General features: G+C 74.7%; 16 protein-coding genes, 1 tRNA gene and 1 other RNA gene. 10 read left to right on the top strand and 8 right to left on the bottom strand.

The window, feature by feature from the left end:
* Window positions 1–150 precede the first annotated feature (150 nt).
* Both ABZW03_RS22530 and ABZW03_RS22525 read left to right on the top strand, forming a co-directional pair.
* Window positions 151–948: a VOC family protein gene (locus ABZW03_RS22530; RefSeq protein ID WP_355261024.1), complete on the top strand. Its 798-nt coding sequence runs from the start codon at window positions 151–153 to the stop codon at window positions 946–948.
* A 39-nt stretch (window positions 949–987) separates the two neighbouring features.
* Window positions 988–1497, top strand: a complete 510-nt coding sequence (locus tag ABZW03_RS22525) for a DinB family protein (RefSeq protein WP_355261021.1) — start codon at window positions 988–990, stop codon at window positions 1495–1497.
* Between the two features lie 58 nt (window positions 1498–1555).
* Here the strand turns inward: ABZW03_RS22525 and ABZW03_RS22520 are convergent, their stop codons facing one another.
* Entirely contained in the window at window positions 1556–2251 is a 696-nt protein-coding gene (locus ABZW03_RS22520) for a winged helix-turn-helix domain-containing protein (protein WP_355261018.1), read from the bottom strand.
* A 121-nt stretch (window positions 2252–2372) separates the two neighbouring features.
* Between ABZW03_RS22520 and ABZW03_RS22515 the strand changes: the two genes are divergently transcribed.
* Window positions 2373–3803: a hypothetical protein gene (locus tag ABZW03_RS22515; protein WP_355261015.1), complete on the top strand. Its 1431-nt coding sequence runs from the start codon at window positions 2373–2375 to the stop codon at window positions 3801–3803.
* A complete protein-coding gene (locus ABZW03_RS22510) occupies window positions 3800–4591 on the top strand; it encodes an isocitrate lyase/phosphoenolpyruvate mutase family protein (RefSeq protein WP_355261012.1) in 792 nt (263 codons plus the stop codon). The genes ABZW03_RS22515 and ABZW03_RS22510 overlap by 4 nt, the downstream gene beginning before the upstream one ends.
* Before the next feature lie 125 nt (window positions 4592–4716).
* Here the strand turns inward: ABZW03_RS22510 and ABZW03_RS22505 are convergent, their stop codons facing one another.
* Window positions 4717–5481, bottom strand: a complete 765-nt coding sequence (locus ABZW03_RS22505; RefSeq protein WP_355261009.1) for a TetR/AcrR family transcriptional regulator C-terminal domain-containing protein — start codon at window positions 5479–5481, stop codon at window positions 4717–4719.
* Between the two features lie 292 nt (window positions 5482–5773).
* Between ABZW03_RS22505 and ABZW03_RS22500 the strand changes: the two genes are divergently transcribed.
* Together ABZW03_RS22500 and ABZW03_RS22495 are read left to right on the top strand one after the other, a co-directional pair.
* Window positions 5774–7288, top strand: a complete 1515-nt coding sequence (locus ABZW03_RS22500; protein ID WP_355261006.1) for an MFS transporter — start codon at window positions 5774–5776, stop codon at window positions 7286–7288.
* A gap of 150 nt (window positions 7289–7438) precedes the next feature.
* Window positions 7439–8149, top strand: coding sequence for a helix-turn-helix domain-containing protein (locus tag ABZW03_RS22495; RefSeq protein WP_355261003.1), 711 nt, complete (start codon window positions 7439–7441; stop codon window positions 8147–8149).
* On the opposite strand, the gene ABZW03_RS22490 is transcribed toward ABZW03_RS22495, so the two are convergent.
* The 5 genes from ABZW03_RS22490 to ABZW03_RS22470 form a co-directional block, all read right to left on the bottom strand.
* A complete protein-coding gene (locus ABZW03_RS22490; protein ID WP_355261000.1) occupies window positions 8146–8559 on the bottom strand; it encodes a VOC family protein in 414 nt (137 codons plus the stop codon). The two genes, ABZW03_RS22495 and ABZW03_RS22490, sit on opposite strands and share 4 nt — an antisense overlap.
* Before the next feature lie 170 nt (window positions 8560–8729).
* Window positions 8730–10076 (bottom strand): S28 family serine protease, encoded by a 1347-nt coding sequence (locus tag ABZW03_RS22485; RefSeq protein WP_355260997.1) that lies wholly within the window; start codon window positions 10074–10076, stop codon window positions 8730–8732.
* A gap of 179 nt (window positions 10077–10255) precedes the next feature.
* Window positions 10256–10807, bottom strand: a complete 552-nt coding sequence (locus tag ABZW03_RS22480; RefSeq protein WP_355260994.1) for a nuclear transport factor 2 family protein — start codon at window positions 10805–10807, stop codon at window positions 10256–10258.
* Window positions 10808–10920: 113 nt separating this feature from the next.
* Window positions 10921–11751 (bottom strand): hypothetical protein, encoded by an 831-nt coding sequence (locus ABZW03_RS22475; protein ID WP_355260991.1) that lies wholly within the window; start codon window positions 11749–11751, stop codon window positions 10921–10923.
* A 221-nt stretch (window positions 11752–11972) separates the two neighbouring features.
* Window positions 11973–12419 (bottom strand): DUF5994 family protein, encoded by a 447-nt coding sequence (locus tag ABZW03_RS22470; protein ID WP_355261029.1) that lies wholly within the window; start codon window positions 12417–12419, stop codon window positions 11973–11975.
* Window positions 12420–12679: 260 nt separating this feature from the next.
* On the opposite strand from ABZW03_RS22470, the gene ABZW03_RS22465 reads away from it, so the two are divergent.
* A complete protein-coding gene (locus ABZW03_RS22465) occupies window positions 12680–13108 on the top strand; it encodes a CBS domain-containing protein (RefSeq protein ID WP_355260988.1) in 429 nt (142 codons plus the stop codon).
* A gap of 111 nt (window positions 13109–13219) precedes the next feature.
* Here ABZW03_RS22465 and ABZW03_RS22460 read toward each other — a convergent pair.
* Window positions 13220–13304 (bottom strand) — tRNA-Ser (locus tag ABZW03_RS22460).
* 111 nt (window positions 13305–13415) lie between these two features.
* Between ABZW03_RS22460 and ffs the strand changes: the two genes are divergently transcribed.
* The 3 genes from ffs to ABZW03_RS22445 form a co-directional block, all read left to right on the top strand.
* Window positions 13416–13506: signal recognition particle sRNA small type (ffs, locus tag ABZW03_RS22455), an RNA gene on the top strand.
* 69 nt (window positions 13507–13575) lie between these two features.
* Complete coding sequence (locus tag ABZW03_RS22450) at window positions 13576–15792, top strand: DNA polymerase III subunit gamma and tau (RefSeq protein WP_355260985.1); 2217 nt, start codon at window positions 13576–13578, stop codon at window positions 15790–15792.
* A gap of 146 nt (window positions 15793–15938) precedes the next feature.
* Window positions 15939–16069: YbaB/EbfC family nucleoid-associated protein (locus tag ABZW03_RS22445; protein WP_355261026.1), on the top strand; the 131-nt coding region annotated here is incomplete at its 3' end.

The raw sequence follows: 16069 nt of genomic DNA, 5'->3' as shown, positions 1-16069 counted from the left end.
CCCGCGGGCGCCGCAGGAGGCCCGCCCGCTGCTGCCGCTGCTGGCCGCCAAGTACAGGAAGAGCCTGGAGCAGCCCCGTGGTTAGGCTGGCGAACCGGGGCGGCGCGCGTCCTCCGGCGCGCGCACTTCGCCGCACACGAGGGCAGAGAGATGGCTGCGCTACCTGAGGGCACACCCTGTTGGGCCGACGCGACGTTCACCGACCTGGAGGGCGCGAAGGCCTTCTACGGCGACGTGCTCGGCTGGACCTTCGGCGAGAGCTCGGCCGAGTTCGGCCACTACACCCAGGCGTACGCGGACGGGAAGGCGGTCGCCGCGATCGTGCCGCCGATGCCCGGCACGGAGGCCCGATCGGCCTGGTGCCTGTACCTGGCCTCGCCGGACGCCGGTGCCACCGCGGCGCGGATCCGCGCCAACGGCGGCGAGGTGGTCATGGGCCCGCTGCCGATCGGCGACATCGGCACGATGGTGCTCGCCAAGGACCCGGCCGGGGTGGTGTTCGGCGTCTGGGAGGCCGGGCGGCACGAGGGCTTCGAGAAGCAGGGCGAGCCCGGCGCGTACAGCTGGGCCGAGGTGGTGACCCGCGAGCCGGCCGCGGCGGACGCGTTCTTCCCGGCGGTCTTCCCGTACGGCGTGCGGAGGATGGACTCCGAGGAGTTCGACTACCGGATCTTCCAGGTCGGCGACCGGCCGGTGCTGGGCCGGATGGGAGCGGAGAGCGGCTTCCTGCCGCCGCAGGCTCCCTCCTACATCAGCGTCTACTTCGCGGTGGACGGCACCGACGCCGCGGTCGAACGCCTGACGGCGCGCGGCGGCGACGTGTACTTTGGGCCGTCGGACAGCCCGTTCGGCCGGTTCGCGGGGGTCGGCGACCCGCAGGGGGCGGCCTTCGGGCTGATCGACCTCGGACGGACGGTCGGCGAGCAGCCGAGGACGGTGGACGTCTGATGCGGCGGCGGGCGGCGGGGCGACGGACGGGAGCGGACCGTGGGTGAGCGCGAGGAACTCGTCGAGACCCTGGACAAGCACCGCGACCTGCTGCGGCGCACCGTACGGGACCTCACCGACGCGCAGGCGGCCGAGCGCACCACGGTCAGCGAGCTGTGCCTCGGCGGGCTGGTCAAGCACGTGGCGGCGGTCGAGGCGCGCTGGGCGCGGTTCATGACCGGCGGCGCGGAGGCGATGCGGGGCCGGAACGGGGAGCACGGCCCCGACAACGCGGAGGTGTGGGCGGCCCAGTTCCGGATGGTGGAGGGCGACACGCTGGCCGGGCTGCTCGCCGAGTACGAGCGGGTCGCGCGCGAGACGGACGAGCTGGTCCGGACCGTGCCCGACCTCGGCCTCGCCCACGAACTGCCGGCCGCGCCCTGGTTCCCGCCGGGCACGACCTGGTCGGTCCGGCGGGTGCTGCTGCACCTGATCGCCGAGACCGCGCAGCACGCCGGGCACGCGGACATCATCCGGGAGTCGCTGGACGGGGCGAAGTCGATGGGCTGAGCGGTGCTGCTGGGCTGAGCGGTGCTGCTGGGCTGAGCGGCGCCGACGACGGTGTGTGTCACGGCAGCTGCACGCCGAGGAGGTCGCGCAGCGCCCGGCCGCCGTCCGGGGTGACCCGCAGCGCCCGGCCGGAGCCGATCCGCTCCACCCAGGCGCGGTCCAGCGCGGCCCCGCAGAGTGCCGCGCCCAGCGCCCCGCCCAGGTGGGTGCGGCGCTCCGTCCAGTCCAGGCAGCCGCGCACCACCGGCCGTCCGCCCCGGCGGCCCGCGCGCGGCGGCAGCTCGATCCCCTGCGCGGCCAGCCAGTCCCGGCCGCGCTCGGTGACGGCCAGCCCGCCCTCCTCGGTGACCAGGCCGCGGGCGAGCAGCGCGTCCGACACGGCCACGCCGAGGTGCCCGGCCAGGTGGTCGTAGCAGGTGCGGGCGCGGGCCTCGGCGCTCATCCGGGTGGCCTCGCCCAGGTTGCGGGGCGCGGTCGCGGGGCCGGGGGCGGACTCGGCGAAGACGGTCAGGTCCTCGATCAGCGTGGCCACCGCGGGGGTGGCCAGCCGGACGTACCGGTGCCGGCCCTGCCGCTCCTCGGCCAGCAGTCCACCCGCGATCAGCCGGGACAGGTGCTCGCTGGCGGTGGACGGTGCGACGCGCGCGTGCCGGGCCAGTTCGCCGGCGGTCCAGGCGCGGCCGTCGAGCAGCGCGCTGCAGAAGGCGGCGCGGGTGGGGTCGGCGAGCAGGGCGGCGAGGGAGGCGAGGGTCATGCCTCCATGGTCGGGGTGTGCGGAGGTGCGTGCGCCCGTGGGCGGAGCGGGGGACATGCCTCCAGGCTCGCCCGCGCACGGTTCGGCCGGCGCCGAAACGACCCGGGGCCACGATGACGGCATGAGCGAAACCACGGTGGTCGCCGAATCCGCGACCCTGACCTTCTCCCGCTACGCGGACGTGACGGCGGCCCTGGACGACCCGGCACTGGTCCCGCTGCCCGCCGCGTCCGGCGCCGCCCCCGGCACGGTGGCCTGGCTGCGGTCCGCCGTCGCCCGGTTCAGCTCCGGCGAACCGCACGCCCGGCGCCGGGCGCTGGTGCTCGCCGACCTGGAGCGGCTGGACCCGGCCCGGCTGCGGGTGGCCGCGGCCGGCGGCTTCGAACCCGATGTGCGGCTGCGGGTGGTCCGGGTGCTCGCGGCGGAGCTCGGGCTGGCGGACCCGGAGGGCGTGGCGCGGGACGTCGCGGCGGTGTCCCGGGCGTACTTCGCCGACGCGTCGGACGGCCCGGGGGCGGACGCGTCGGCGGACACGGCGCCGGCGGACGCGGCGGTGGCCCGGCTGCTGCCCGCGATGGGGGACGGGGACGAGGAGACGGCCGCGAACCGGATCGGCCTGCTCGTCCAGGCCTGCGACGCCACCGCCGCGCTGGTCGAGGGCGCCCGCCGGCACGGGGTCGGCCCGGCCGCCGTGCTGCGCACGGACCCGCCGGTCCGGGTGATGCGCCGGCTCGCCGCCCGGGCGACCGAGATCGGTGGGGTCGCGGTGCCGGCCGGGGCGCGGGTCCTGCTCGACGTCGCGGCGGCCCAGGCCGGTGCGCCGGAGGGCGTCGCGCTGGCCTTCGGCGCCCCGCCCCGGAGCTGCCCGGGCCGCGCGCAGGCCCTGGCCGTCGCCGAGGGCATCCTGTACGGCGCCTCCGACCCGGCGGACACCGGGACGCTCTCGGGGCCGTCCGTGCCGGACCTCGGCAAGGCCGAACTCGCCGCGCTGGTACCGGAGATGGTCGAGCGCGTGCTCGCGCTGGCGGCCGATTGGGCGGCCTGGGACGGGTGCCCGATCGTCAACGGCGAAGGCCGAACCTACGCACCGCACAAGGCGGTTCGCCGGATCACCGACCATCTCCTCGACCACCTGGCCGAGTTGGACGCGCGGCTGGCCGGTGCACCGACCGAACCGGACCGCTGGCACGCCTCCGGCGTCACCACTGCGGCCGACCTCGCCCCGTTCACCACCGCCGACCTGGACGAGGCCCGCAGCCGGCTGACCCGGCTGGCCGGGATCTGGTCCCGGCGGATCGCCGCGCTGCCGGACGAACGGCTGGACGACTCGCCGGGGACGGGCTGGAGCTTCCGGCAGATCGTCTGGCACGTCGCCGAGGCCGGGGACTACTACGCGGACGCGGTCGGGCGCCTGGCGGCTCCGGCCGGCAGAGCGGCCGACTCGTCCGGAGGCCCCACGGGCACGACCGACACCCCCTCGAAGACGACCGGCGACCGCCCGACGGGCGCGACCGGAAACCCCACGAACGAGCCGACGGAGACCACCCGATGACACTGACCCCCTTCGCCGCCCTGCACCACCGCCCCGGCCACCCGCTGCTGCTCCCCAACGCCTGGGACCACGCCTCGGCCGTCGCCCTCGCCGCCCAGGGCCACCCCGCGATCGGCACCACCAGCCTGGGCGTGGCCGCCGTCGCCGGCCTGCCCGACGGCGCCGCCGCCACCCGCACGGAGACCGTACGGCTGGCGCACCGGCTCGGGCGCGGCGGCTTCCTGCTCAGCGTCGACGTGGAGTCCGGGTTCAGCGACGACCCGGACGAAGTGGCCGAGCTGGCCGTGGAGTTGGCGAAGGCCGGCGTGGTCGGCATCAACCTGGAGGACGGTCGGGCGGACGGCACGCTGGCCGCGTCCGCCCGCCACGCCGAGAAGATCGAGGCGGTGAAGGCGGCCGTGCCGGAGCTGTTCGTGAACGCCCGCACCGACACCTACTGGTCCGGGCAGGAGGCCCCCGAGGCGGAGGCGCTCCGGCGCCTGGACGCCTACCAGCAGGCGGGCGCGGACGGCGTGTTCGTCCCCGGACTGGCCGATCCGGCGGTGATCGGCCGGATGGCCGGGGCACTGGCCGTTCCGCTCAACATCCTCTGGACGCCGGGCGGCCCGGGCCTCGCCGAGCTGGCCGCGCTCGGGGTGGCCCGGGTCAGCATGGGCTCGCTGCTGTACCGGGCGGCGCTGGCGGCGGCGGTGGCCACGGCGGCGGCCGTCGCGGCGGGCGAGCCGGTCGGGCCGGTGCCGGGGTACGCGGAGGTCCAGGCGCTCAGCGGGAGTCCGTCACGGCACTGAGCCGGAGCGGGGCACGGTACGGCACTGAGCCGGAGCGGGGCACGGTACGGCACTGAGCCGGAGCCGGGCACGGCACGGCACTGAGCCGGAGCCGGGCACGGCACTGAGCCCCGGCGCCGGGGAGATCAGCCCCGGCGCCGGGCGGCCAGGGCCGCCTCGACCCCGTCCAGGATGACGTCGACCCCACGGCCGAAGTTGCTGTCCCGGCCCGCGGCGACCTCCTCCGGCACCTCGGTGGTGTACAGCCGGTGCAGCCGCGGGAACTCCTTGGTGGCCTCGATGACGGCGGGCAGCAGCCGGTTCATCCACTCCTGCTCGTCCTGGCCGCTGCGGGCCAGCGCGGTCACCCAGGAGGCCTCCACGCAGGCCGTCCCGATGGTGTAGCCCATCACCGCGCTCATCGCGTCGTTCGCCTCGCCGGTGTCGAAGCCGGCCGTCTCCATCACGGCCAGGAAGGTCTCGGAGAGCCGCATCCAGTTGGGGCCGAGGTAGATCATCCCGACGTCGCCGATCACCGAGACCATCCACGGGTGGCGCATGATGGCCGCGCGCATGCCCTCGGCCAGCTCCATGACCTTCGCGCGCCAGACCTCGGGCACCTCGGAGCCCTCGGCCGCGGGCTGCGGGAGGCCGCCGAAGATCTGGTCGACGACCAGGGCGAGCAGCTCGTCCTTGTTGGCGACGTGGGTGTAGAGCGAGGTCGCGCCGGCGTTCAGGCGGGCGGCGAGCTTGCGCATGCTCAGCGCCTCGATGCCGTCGGAGTCCAGCAGCGCGAAGGCCTCGGCGACGATCTGCTCGCGGCTGAGGGCGGGCTGTTCCCGCCGCCGCTGCGGGCGGTTCCACGGCGTGGGGATGCCCGGGGTCGTTCCGTCCTCTGATGTGGCCGCCATCGGGCCCTCCTCGTCGATCGTCCGGACCTGGTCGGTTCGGCGCAGCTCGTACGGGCTGCTGCGAACAGTGTACGGCGAAGCGAACAGTGTGCGGAGGTCGAACGGTGTACGGCGTTGCGAACAGTGTGCGGTGTCCGTACAGTGTTCGGAGCGGCGCACACCGTACCCCCTGGGGACGGAGGGCGGTGTGCCCGCGACGACTTCCGCGCGGCTTCGGCCACGGCCACGGCGACTGCCACGGCCCACGGCCACTGCCCGCGCGTCGATTCCGAAGCTCGAAGGGGGAAACGCCGTGGAACGTCATCCGCAGCGCTGGCTCATTCTGGTCGTGCTCTGCCTCAGCAGCCTGGTGCTGGTGATCGACAACATGGTGCTCACGGTGTCCATCCCGCCGATCGCGGAGGACCTCAAGGCCGGGGCGCAGGACATCCAGTGGATCATCGACTCGTACATCCTGGTCTTCGCCGGCCTGCTGCTCACCTCGGGCAGCCTCTCCGACCGCTTCGGACGGCGGAAGGTGATGATCGTCGGACTGGCGCTGTTCGGCGCCGCCTCCCTGGTCGCGGCGTACGCCGGAAGCCCCGGTGAGCTGATCGCCGGGCGCGTCCTGATGGGCGTCGGCGGCGCGCTGGTCATGCCGAGCACGCTCTCCATCCTGATCACCGTCTTCGACGACGAGGAGCGCCCGAAGGCGATCGCCGCCTGGAGCGCGGTGGCCATGATCGGCCTGGTCGGCGGTCCGGTGCTGGGCGGCGCGCTGATCGCGCACTTCTGGTGGGGCGCGGTCTTCCTGCTCAACGTGCCGATCGCGGCGGTCGCCATCCTCGCCGCGATGCTGCTGATGCCGGAGTCCAAGGGGCCGTGGCGCCGGCCCGACCTGCCGGGCATGGTGCTGTCGATGGTCGGCATGACGGCGCTGGTCTGGTCGATCATCGTGCTGCCCCGGGACGGCTTCGCCAGTGCGAGCACCCTCGGCGCGCTGCTGCTCGCGGTGGCCTCGCTGGTCGGCTTCGCCGTCCGTCAGCTCCGTACCGACTCGCCGATGGTCCCGATCAAGCTGTTCCGCAACCGGGTCTTCACCGGCGCCAGCTTCTCGCTCGTCCTGCTGACCTTCGCCACCGGCGGGCTGATGCTGGTCCTCACCCAGTACCTCCAGTTCGTGCTGGAGTTCTCGCCCACCGACACCGGCCTCGCCTTCATCCCGCTGGCCATCGCCTCGCTGGTGTTCAACGCGCTCGGCGCGGTGCTCGGCAAGAAGGTCTCGGCCCGGGTGCTGACCTCGATCGGCATGCTGATCATCGCGGGCGGCTTCGGGCTGCTGGCCACCCTCTCGGTCGGCGACGGCTTCACCAAGGTCGCCCTGGCCATGCTGGTGCTCGGCGTCGGCTCCGGCCTCGGCATGCCGGCCGCCGCCAACGCCCTGATGAGCGCCATCCCCAGCGAGCACGCAGGCGTCGGCTCGGCGCTCAACGACACCATCCAGCAGTCCGGCGCGGCGCTCGGCGTGGCCATCCTCGGCACCGTGCTCTCCAGCACCTACACCGGTGCGATGCCCGACGCCGCCCCCGACGCCGCCCGCCACGACATCACCGGCGCGCTCGCGGTGGCCGGTTCCACCGGGGACGGCGGGCTGGTCGCGACCGCCCGGGAGGCGTTCAACACCGCCACCTCCACCACCTTCACGGCGGGTGCCGTCGCGGTCGTCGCGGCCGCGGTGCTCACCCTGGTGCTGATGCGGAACGGCCGGAAGGGCGCCGCCGCGGGGGCCGAGGGCTCGGCGGAGCCCGCGGTCGAGTCGGTCGGCTGACGTTCTGACCCGCCCGGCTCGCCTGGGCCGCCTGGCCCGTCCGGCCTTCACGGCTCGACCCTCGTCCGGCCTTCACGGCCCCGGCTGCCTCGTGCGGCCGGGGCCGTCGGCGTCCGCGCGCCCCCGAACCCCGGGGCGTAGCCTCACGGCATGGACTCCGAGTACCTGGAGCGCGCGTCCCGGCTGCCCGGCGCGGTGGTGTGGACGAAGGGGCGTGCCGACGTCGGGCCTACGGGCGAGGCCCAGGCCGGGCCCGTCCTGCCCGACGGCTGCATGGACCTGCTGTGGACGGAGGGGCGGCTGCTGGTCGCCGGACCGGACACCCGCGCCTTCCGCCCCGGCCCCGGACTGCGCGGTCCGTGGGCAGGCGTCCGTTTCCGCCCCGGCGCCGCCCCCGCCCTGCTCGGTGTCCCCGCGCACGAACTACGGGACCGCCGCGTCGACTTGGCCGACCTGCGGCCCGCGGCCGAGGTCCGGCACCTCACCGGACGCATCGACGCCGCCCCCGACCCGGCCGCCGCGCTGGAGTCCCTGGCCCTGCGCCTGGCGGCCGAGGCGCGGCCCGAGGACCCGCTGATCCGCGCAACGGCCGACTCGCTGGCCGCCGGTCGGTCCGTCGCCGCGACGGCCGAGGCGGTCGGCCTCGGCGCGCGCCAGCTCCACCGCCGCTCGCTGGCCGCCTTCGGCTACGGCCCCAAGACCCTCGCCCGGATCCTGCGCATGCAGCGCGCCCTGGCACTCGCCCGCTCCGGCATCCCGCTCGCCGCCACGGCGGCCCGGACCGGCTACGCGGACCAGGCCCACCTGTCCCGCGACGTACGGGAGTTGGCGGGCCTGCCGGTGACCGCTCTGCTGCTCTAGCCGTCCTCCGGCAGCGGTGCGAGCAGATCCACACCGTTGCCGTCCGGGTCGTGCACCACCGCGTAGCGCTGCCCCCAGAAGGCGTCCCACGGCGCCAGCTCCCCGTGGTACCCGGCGCCCGTCAGCTCCTCGTACAGCGCGTCCACCTGCGCCGGGCCCGTGCAGCGGAATGCCAGCGCGGTACGCGTCCCGCCGCTCGGCGGCTGCCAGGCGGGGTGGAACGACCGGATGGTGGCCTCGGTGTCGAGCACCAGGAGCGGCCCGCCCGGCAACTCGCCCTCGACGTGCGGCTCCTGCTCGACCCCCTCAGCGAACCCCACCCCCAGGCGCCGGTAGAAGGCGACCGAGGCGGCCATGTCCGACACGACCAGCCCGACGAAGGCGAAACGCGGTGCGGATGCGCTGTTCATGCCCGCCACGCTAGGCACCCTCCGCCCGCCCGGTCTTGAACGAATCGGACGCCTTCGGCCGGCCGACGGGAGCTGCACTGACCGACTCGGCCCGCCGGCGGGAGCCGCCCCGCCCGCTTTCGACACGCCGGTGGGAGCTGCCCCGCCCGCCTTCGGCCCGCCGGTGGGCGCTACGCCGCCGCCCAGCGGCGCAGGACGGCGGTCGCCGTCTCGGCCTCGGCGGCGGGCAGTTGGGCGATGCGTGCCGCGTGCGTGCCGCCCGGCACCCGGAACAGGTAGGAGTCCCGGGAGCCTTGGCCCAGCCGGAACGGCTCGGCCACCGCCGGGTCGGCGGCGCCGTTGACGAACATCAGCCGGTCACCGCGGGTGCGGACCCACCGGTCCACGTCGCGCATCGCCTGCGGCCGGTAGCGCAGCGGGACGTCGCGGGGGACGAAGGAGCGCGCCTCGGTGGCACCCGGGTACCGGAGCAGGTCGGCCAGGTGGTCCGTCTCGACCGGGAAGTACCCCAGCTGGGTGCCCAGTTGGTAGAAGTACGGAACGAACTGGTTCGCCACCGAGTCGGCGTAGACCGGGAGTTGGGCGACGTCGGAGAGCCAGCCGTACAGCGCGTCGTCGGTGGCGTCCGGGGCCGGTACGGCCGGGCAGGCGGCCTGTCCGCGGCCCTGCCAGAACATGAACGGCGCCCGCAGTACGGCGATTTCGAAGGCCTTGTCGGCGCTGCCGATCAGCTGGAAGCCGTCGCCCCGGGCGTCCGCCCAGGCCTGGTAGCGGGCGACCAGGGCGGTGCGGCGTTCCAGCAGGGCGCGCTGGGCGGCCTGCAGGGCGTCGCGGCATGCGGGGGTGCCGACGGTGCGCAGGAAGTCGAGGTAGGCGGAGTCCTCGTGGTCGTCGATGTTGTTCGGCGCGGAGTAGGCGACCGAGCCGGCCACGTCCTGCGGGTAGAAACGGCGGTGGTAGACGGTGGCCATGCCGCCCTTGCTGCCGCCGGTGGAGATCCAGGCGGCCCGGTAGACCTGGCGCAACGCCTCGACCACGTGGTGGTGGTCGGCCGCGGCCTGCTGGATGTCGAGGTCGTCCCAGTCCGCGGGCTCGGGGCGGGAGCTGCCGAAGAAGCGCTGCTCGGTGCTCACCTGGTTGGCGTCCAGCAACTCGGTGGGCTCCGAGCGGGATTGATTGGTGGAGACGGTGTAGCCGCTAGTGAACAGCACGGTGGGCCGGTCGGTGCTCCGGTGCAGGAGGGTGAGGCGCTGTTCGAAGCCGCCCTTCTCCGGGTGGCGGTGGTCGGCGGGCTGGTGCAGGGCCAGGACGAAGAAGCGGAACCCGGGTGCGGCCGGCTTCTCCTCCACGACGCGCAGGCCCGGCACCGCCTCGATGGCCGACCGGATGTCGGCCGGTCCCGTCCCCGGCGCCGCCGCGGCGGCCGCGCTGGGCACCGCGGCCGCCGATCCGGCCAGCAGGGCCGCCGCGGTGGCCTGAGCCAGCAGCCGTCCGATTCGGTTTCGCTTGCGCAGCATGGTTGCCTCCCCGGTTGGTCGATGCCCCGAGTCAACCGGGACGGCGAGCACCGCGGATCCCGCCGGGGCGGGGCCGTGCCTCCCTCCCGCGGGGGAGGGGCGGCGCCCGGGTGGGCACCGGGGCGGCGGCTGCGCGGGCACCGGGGCGGCACCCGCAGGGGCACCGGGGCGGCTGGCCGTCACGCTCCGCCCGCGAGGTCGCGCAGTGTCGCCTCGGCCTCCGGGGTCAGGACGAGCGGGCCCCGCCCGGTCGTCCACACCGCCCGGATGTCGAGCCTGCGCAGGCGCCAGCCGTCGGAGGTGCGCACCGCCTCGCCGGTGAACGTGCCGCCGACGTCGAAGTGGCCGCCGGGTTCCTCGCCCCGCGCCTGCTGGGTGGAGGCGAGGTGGACGTGGGTCATGACGGCGTTCCAGCGCACCGCGGCCCGGTCCCCGTCCAGGTCGATCATGTAGTTGGCGCCCACGTGCTGGGTCCGCTCGAACTTCCCGAGCGTCGCCTGCTCGGACTCGGCCAGCCCGTCGATCCCCTCGTGCCGGCCCACCGGCGAGGTGATCCGCACGTCGGGGGTGAAGTAGCGCCGCGCCCACGCGTCGTCGAACCGGCCGCCGTCGCGGGGCACCGTGTCGAGGCTGATCAGGTAGCCGTCGATGAGGCCGGTGATGTCGGCGCGGTCGGTGAGCGCCTGGACCCGCCGCTCGAGGGCGGCGAGGTCCGCGGTGGTGGTGGTCATGGCCGTAGCTCCCCGGGATCGCGGTGCGTGGCGCGGCCGGTCCGGCCGCGCACCAGGGAGACTAGAACCTCAAGTCAACTTGAGATCAAGGCCTCGGCCCGGGCCGGCCTTCCTCAGACGGCCGGGTAGCGGATCGAACCCAGCGGCGGGCAGGGCCCGAGCGTGCTCCCGGCACCGGGCCGCTCGACGAAGGCGCGGGCCTCGGCGGCCCGCCGGCGCCGCTCCTCCAACTCGTCGGCGTGCCAGGCGTCGAGGCCGGCGCGGGGCTGGTCCCAGGTGCCGTCGATGAGACTGAGGCTGGTGTTGCCGGAGCTGCGCTGGAACTCGGCCCGTACGGCGGCCTGTTGGATCGCGCTCTGGAGCGCGGCGAGGTCGATGCGGGTGATCAGGACGCCGGGGGTGTCCGGTTCGCGGGTGGGCATCGGGGCCTGCGGGAGCAGGGACACCCCGGTGTCGAGGCGGCCGATGTTGTCGACGGCCGCGGTCTGGGCGTCCCTCGCCGCGGTCTGCATCTCCCGGTGCAGCCACAGGAACTCGTCGAGGTCCCCCTGGGTGATGCGCATCCGCTCGTACAGCGCCCGGAAGCGGGGCTCGCGGTGCAAGGGCTGGAAGAAGGGGAGGTGGAGCGCCACGCAGTCGTTGAAGCCGGCCGCCACCGCGGCCTCCAGGTGGAGAACCGCCAGGTCCGCCTGGCCGCGCGCGAGCGCCAGCTCGCCGAGGTTCCCGTGGGCCGCGGCAGCGAGCCACCACCCGTCGGGCCCGAGCGCCGCGGCGCGCCCGACGATGTCCTGGAGGCCCGCCACCACGTCGACCCTCCGCGGCGCACCCAGGACCACACCCATGACCGACGACGCGTCCGGCCCCGACCCGGCGGCACTGTTGGCCAGGTGCGCCACCAGCAGTTCGTGAACCCGGGCGGCCAGTGAGCTGACGGTGTCGACCATGGATCTCCTCGGACCTCGACGGTGAAGACCACAACGGGAGTCGAGCCTGCGGCCACCCCCGTGAAGATGACGGGCAGACACCGCGATCGGTTCCTGCCCACCCACCCCACCGAAACCACCCCCACCAAGCACCGAAGGCCCCGCCGGCGAACCGGTCGGGACCTTCGATCAAGGAGAGGGCCTCGGTTGACGTGGTCCGGCACGCGGCGGTGCCCGACCGCTCAGCCGAACAGGAGTTCCGCCGCCGGGGTGTGGTTCCCGGTCGCCGAGGCTCCGGCCATCGCCGAGGCCGCCGTCGCCGGCTCGGTGCCGGGCGGTACCACCAGGAGCAGGAAGTGGTCCTGGAAGCCCCGGGTGACGCTGATCGTCGCGTCGCTGCCGGTGAACCAGTTGATCCGGACCGTCAGGCCGTTCGCCGCCACGGACCGGGGCACGCCGTCCCAGGTCGAGGTGTCGAGGCCGACCCGGACGATGCGCCCGACGTGGGCGCCGAGCGCGGTGATCAGGTCCGGAAGCTCGGCGAGGACGTGGTTCGAGCGGGGCCACCAGGCGCCGTCGAAGACGCCCTCCCGCGACATGGTCGGTTCCAGTTCCAGACGAGGCAGCAGCGGGGCGTCGGGCACTGCCCACGGCCCGGAAGAGGAAGAGGCGGGGAAAGGAATCGGCATCATGTGAAGCCGCCCGTCCGGTCCACGAGGGACCCATCAAGACCCAGGGCGACGTCGGCGCTGATGCCGGTGTACGGAATGTCCTCGGTTGTCTGCCTCCCACGCTACTCCGCAACGGTCCCCTCCGGGCCGCCCACCGTCGGAGTAGCCTCGGGGACATCCAGGGCACCCCGCATTCCGGTACCCGTTCCGGCTTCGTCCTGGGTGAAGGACGGCCCGGCGGCCCCAGTGGGCAGCCGGAGACGGGAACGGTGAACACCGTGACCACTTGCCCCCCGCAGTCCGTACGGCCCGGCCACGGCCTCACGGTCGCCGACGCCATGGACCCCTGCGACTACCGGATAGCCGACGACAGGACCGTCGACCAGGCCGACGACATGCTTCGCGGCGCCGACACCGAGTACCTGCTCGTTTGCGACCACGACGGCCGGTGCGAGGGGCTGGTCACCCGCACCGGACTCCATCCGTTCCTGGCCCGCTCCTGGTACACCGAGCGGACCGCGATCAGCGCCACCGCGCACCAGCGCGGCCCGTTCGCCTGGCCGACCATGGGCCTGGCCCTGGCCGCGCTCGCGATGCGGATCAAGCACCTGGCGGTCTGGCCCGTCGTCGACGAGGACGGCTACATCCTCGGCGTCCTCACCGCGGACCGCGCCACCGGCCTGCTCGCCGTCGCACCGGCTCAGTGAAGCGCCGACGTTCCCGCGGTGAGAACCGGTCGGAGCGACTGGGACCAGAACTGAGACCACGGGCATGACGAAGGCCCGGACCGTCTGAGACGGTCCGGGCCTTCGTGAAGGCGGAGGATACGAGATTCGAACTCGTGAGGGGTTGCCCCCAACACGCTTTCCAAGCGTGCGCCCTAGGCCTCTAGGCGAATCCTCCGAGGGAGAGCTTAGTACATGTTTCGGGGTGGTCGCGACCACCTGTCTCGCAGGCGGGAGGGTGGGGGTGGCCTGTGGATCCTCGGGGCCGGGATCCGGTAGTGTGGGGGTCAGCCCCTCGTGTGGCGTCATCTCTCTGAACCCCCCCAGGGCCGGAAGGCAGCAAGGGTAGGAGGGCTCTGGCGGGTGCGCGAGGGGTCTTTGCGTTCCCGGGGGCCCGGTGGGGGTGAGGGGCGACGCGTTTGTCGGCCCGTCCCGATATCGTCGGTGGTGTGTCCCTAGCCCTGTACCGCCGCTACCGCCCCGAGACCTTCGCGGAGGTCATCGGGCAGGAGCACGTGACCGCCCCGCTCCAGCAGGCCCTGCGCAACAACAGGGTCAACCACGCGTACCTGTTCAGCGGGCCGCGCGGCTGTGGCAAGACGACGAGCGCGCGCATCCTGGCCCGTTGCCTCAACTGTGAGCAGGGGCCGACGCCGACGCCCTGCGGGGAGTGCCAGTCCTGCCGGGACCTCGCGACCGGCGGGCCCGGGTCGATCGACGTGATCGAGATCGACGCCGCCTCGCACGGTGGTGTGGACGACGCGCGCGAGCTGCGCGAGCGGGCGTTCTTCGCGCCGGTGCACAGCCGGTACAAGATCTTCATCCTGGACGAGGCGCACATGGTGACCTCGGCCGGCTTCAACGCGCTGCTCAAGGTCGTCGAGGAGCCGCCGGAGCACCTCAAGTTCATCTTCGCGACCACCGAGCCGGAGAAGGTGATCGGGACGATCCGGTCCCGGACGCACCACTACCCGTTCCGGCTGGTGCCGCCCGGCACGCTGCGCGACTACCTGGCGGAGGTGTGCGGCCGGGAGGGGATCCAGGTCGAGGACGCCGTGTTCCCGCTGGTGGTGCGGGCCGGTGCCGGGTCGGTGCGTGACTCGATGTCGGTCATGGACCAGCTGCTGGCCGGGGCCGCCGAGAGCGGCGTCACGTACCAGATGGCCACCGCGCTGCTCGGGTACACCGACTCCGCGCTGCTGGACGAGGTGGTGGACGCCTTCGCCGCGCACGACGGGGCGACGGTGTTCCAGGTGGTCGACCGGGTGGTCGAGGGCGGGCACGACCCGCGCCGCTTCGTCACCGACCTGCTGGAGCGGCTGCGCGACCTGGTGATCCTGGCCACCGTGCCGGACGCGGGGGAGAAGGGGCTGATCGACGCCCCGGCGGACCGGGTCGCGGTGATGCAGGCGCAGGCGGACGCGTTCGGCGCGGTCGAGCTGAGCCGGGCCGCCGACATCGTCAACACCGGGCTGACCGAGATGCGCGGCAACGCGGCGCCCCGGCTGCAGCTGGAGCTGATCTGCGCCCGGGTGATGCTGCCGGGTGCGTACAGCGACGAGCTGTCGTTGCAGGCGCGGCTGGACAAGCTGGAGCGGCGGGCGGCCGCGGGCGGGTTCGCCGCGCCGATGGCGGCCCCGATGGCGGCCCCCGGGGGCATGCCGACGGCGGCCCCGATGGGGGCCCCGGTCGCTCCGGCGGGGGTCGCCCCGGTGGCCGAGGCGCCGGTGGCGCCCGCGCCGGTCCAGGCAGCTCCCGTAGCGGCCGCGCAGGCGGCGCCGCCCGTGCAACCCCCGCCGCCCGCCGCCGCGCCCGCCGGGCCGGCGCCGGGTGCCTGGCCGATCCCGCGCAGTTTCCCGCCCGCAGGCGGTGCCCCCGTCGGCGGTGCCCCCACCGGCGGTGCCCCCGCCGCGGCTCCGGCGGCGCCCACCGCGGCGCAGCCGCAGGCCGCCCCGGCCCCGGTTCCGGCCCCCGCTCCCGCCCCCGCGCAGGCCCCCGCCCCGGCGGCGGCCCCCGGCGGGCAGCCGTCGGCGTCCGCGCAGCAGGGTGCCGCGCAGGTGCGGCAGCTGTGGCCGCAGATCCTGGAGGCGGTGAAGAACCGCCGCCGCTTCACCTGGATCCTGCTCAGCCAGAACGGCCAGGTGGCCGGGTTCGACGGCAGTGTGCTCCAGGTGTCCTTCATCAACGCAGGCGCCCGGGACAGCTTCGTCGGCAGCAACAGCGACGACGTGCTGCGCGCCGCGCTGGCCGACGCGCTGGGCGTGGACTGGCGGATCGAGTGCATCGTCGACCCGTCCGGCGGCGCCGGCGGCCCGTCCGGCGGTGCGCCGGGCGGTGGCGCCCAGGGCGGCGGGGGCTGGGGAGCCCCGGCGCGTCCGGCGGCCGCCGCGCCGTCGATGCCCGCGCCCGCCCCGGCCCCGGTGCAGGCCCCGCCGGTCCAGGCCGCTCCGGCGCCCGTCCAGGCCCCGCCCGTCCAGGCCCCGCCGGTGCAGGCGCCGCCGCCGGTGGCGGCACCGGCCCGTCCGGTGCAGTCGGTGGCCCCCGAGGACGACATCCCGGAGGAGGACGACCCGGACCTCAAGGAGGAGGTGTTCTCCGGCCAGGAGCTGATCATCCGCGAGCTGGGCGCGACGGTGCTGGAGGAGATCCACCACCAGGGCTCCTGACCGGGGCCCGGACAGGACGGCCCCGGGCCGCCCCTGAGACGACCCTGATCCGGGCCCCGGTCCGGGGCCCGGAGCGGCGGGCAGCACGTAGGCTCGGCGGTGACGGACGAAGCACGCACGACAGCCGTGACAGCAAGGAGACAGCCGTGTTCCCCGGTGGTGGCCAGCCCAACATGCAGCAGCTGCTGAAGCAGGCGCAGAAGATGCAGCAGGATTTCGCGAAGGCACAGCAGGAGCTGGCCGAGACGAAGGTGAACGGCTCGGCGGGCGGCGGCCT

It is taken from the genome of Kitasatospora sp. NPDC004799 (genome assembly GCF_040609095.1).
In the GTDB taxonomy this organism is placed as follows: domain Bacteria; phylum Actinomycetota; class Actinomycetes; order Streptomycetales; family Streptomycetaceae; genus Kitasatospora.
The sequence above is the reverse complement of the archived record's forward strand: the minus strand, read 5'-3'. Positions and strand labels throughout refer to the sequence as shown.

Bases quoted from the DNA above. Each gene is read 5' to 3' on its own strand.
- ABZW03_RS22485 (WP_355260997.1), bottom strand. From the start codon at position 10,076: ATGCTGCGCAAGCGAAACCGAATCGGACGGCTGCTGGCTCAGGCCACC.
- ABZW03_RS22505 (WP_355261009.1), bottom strand. From the start codon at position 5,481: ATGGCGGCCACATCAGAGGACGGAACGACCCCGGGCATCCCCACGCCG.
- ABZW03_RS22470 (WP_355261029.1), bottom strand. From the start codon at position 12,419: ATGCCGATTCCTTTCCCCGCCTCTTCCTCTTCCGGGCCGTGGGCAGTG.
- ABZW03_RS22515 (WP_355261015.1), top strand. From the start codon at position 2,373: ATGAGCGAAACCACGGTGGTCGCCGAATCCGCGACCCTGACCTTCTCC.
- ABZW03_RS22475 (WP_355260991.1), bottom strand. From the start codon at position 11,751: ATGGTCGACACCGTCAGCTCACTGGCCGCCCGGGTTCACGAACTGCTG.
- ABZW03_RS22480 (WP_355260994.1), bottom strand. From the start codon at position 10,807: ATGACCACCACCACCGCGGACCTCGCCGCCCTCGAGCGGCGGGTCCAG.
- ABZW03_RS22530 (WP_355261024.1), top strand. From the start codon at position 151: ATGGCTGCGCTACCTGAGGGCACACCCTGTTGGGCCGACGCGACGTTC.
- ABZW03_RS22520 (WP_355261018.1), bottom strand. From the start codon at position 2,251: ATGACCCTCGCCTCCCTCGCCGCCCTGCTCGCCGACCCCACCCGCGCC.
- ABZW03_RS22495 (WP_355261003.1), top strand. From the start codon at position 7,439: ATGGACTCCGAGTACCTGGAGCGCGCGTCCCGGCTGCCCGGCGCGGTG.
- ABZW03_RS22490 (WP_355261000.1), bottom strand. From the start codon at position 8,559: ATGAACAGCGCATCCGCACCGCGTTTCGCCTTCGTCGGGCTGGTCGTG.
- ABZW03_RS22510 (WP_355261012.1), top strand. From the start codon at position 3,800: ATGACACTGACCCCCTTCGCCGCCCTGCACCACCGCCCCGGCCACCCG.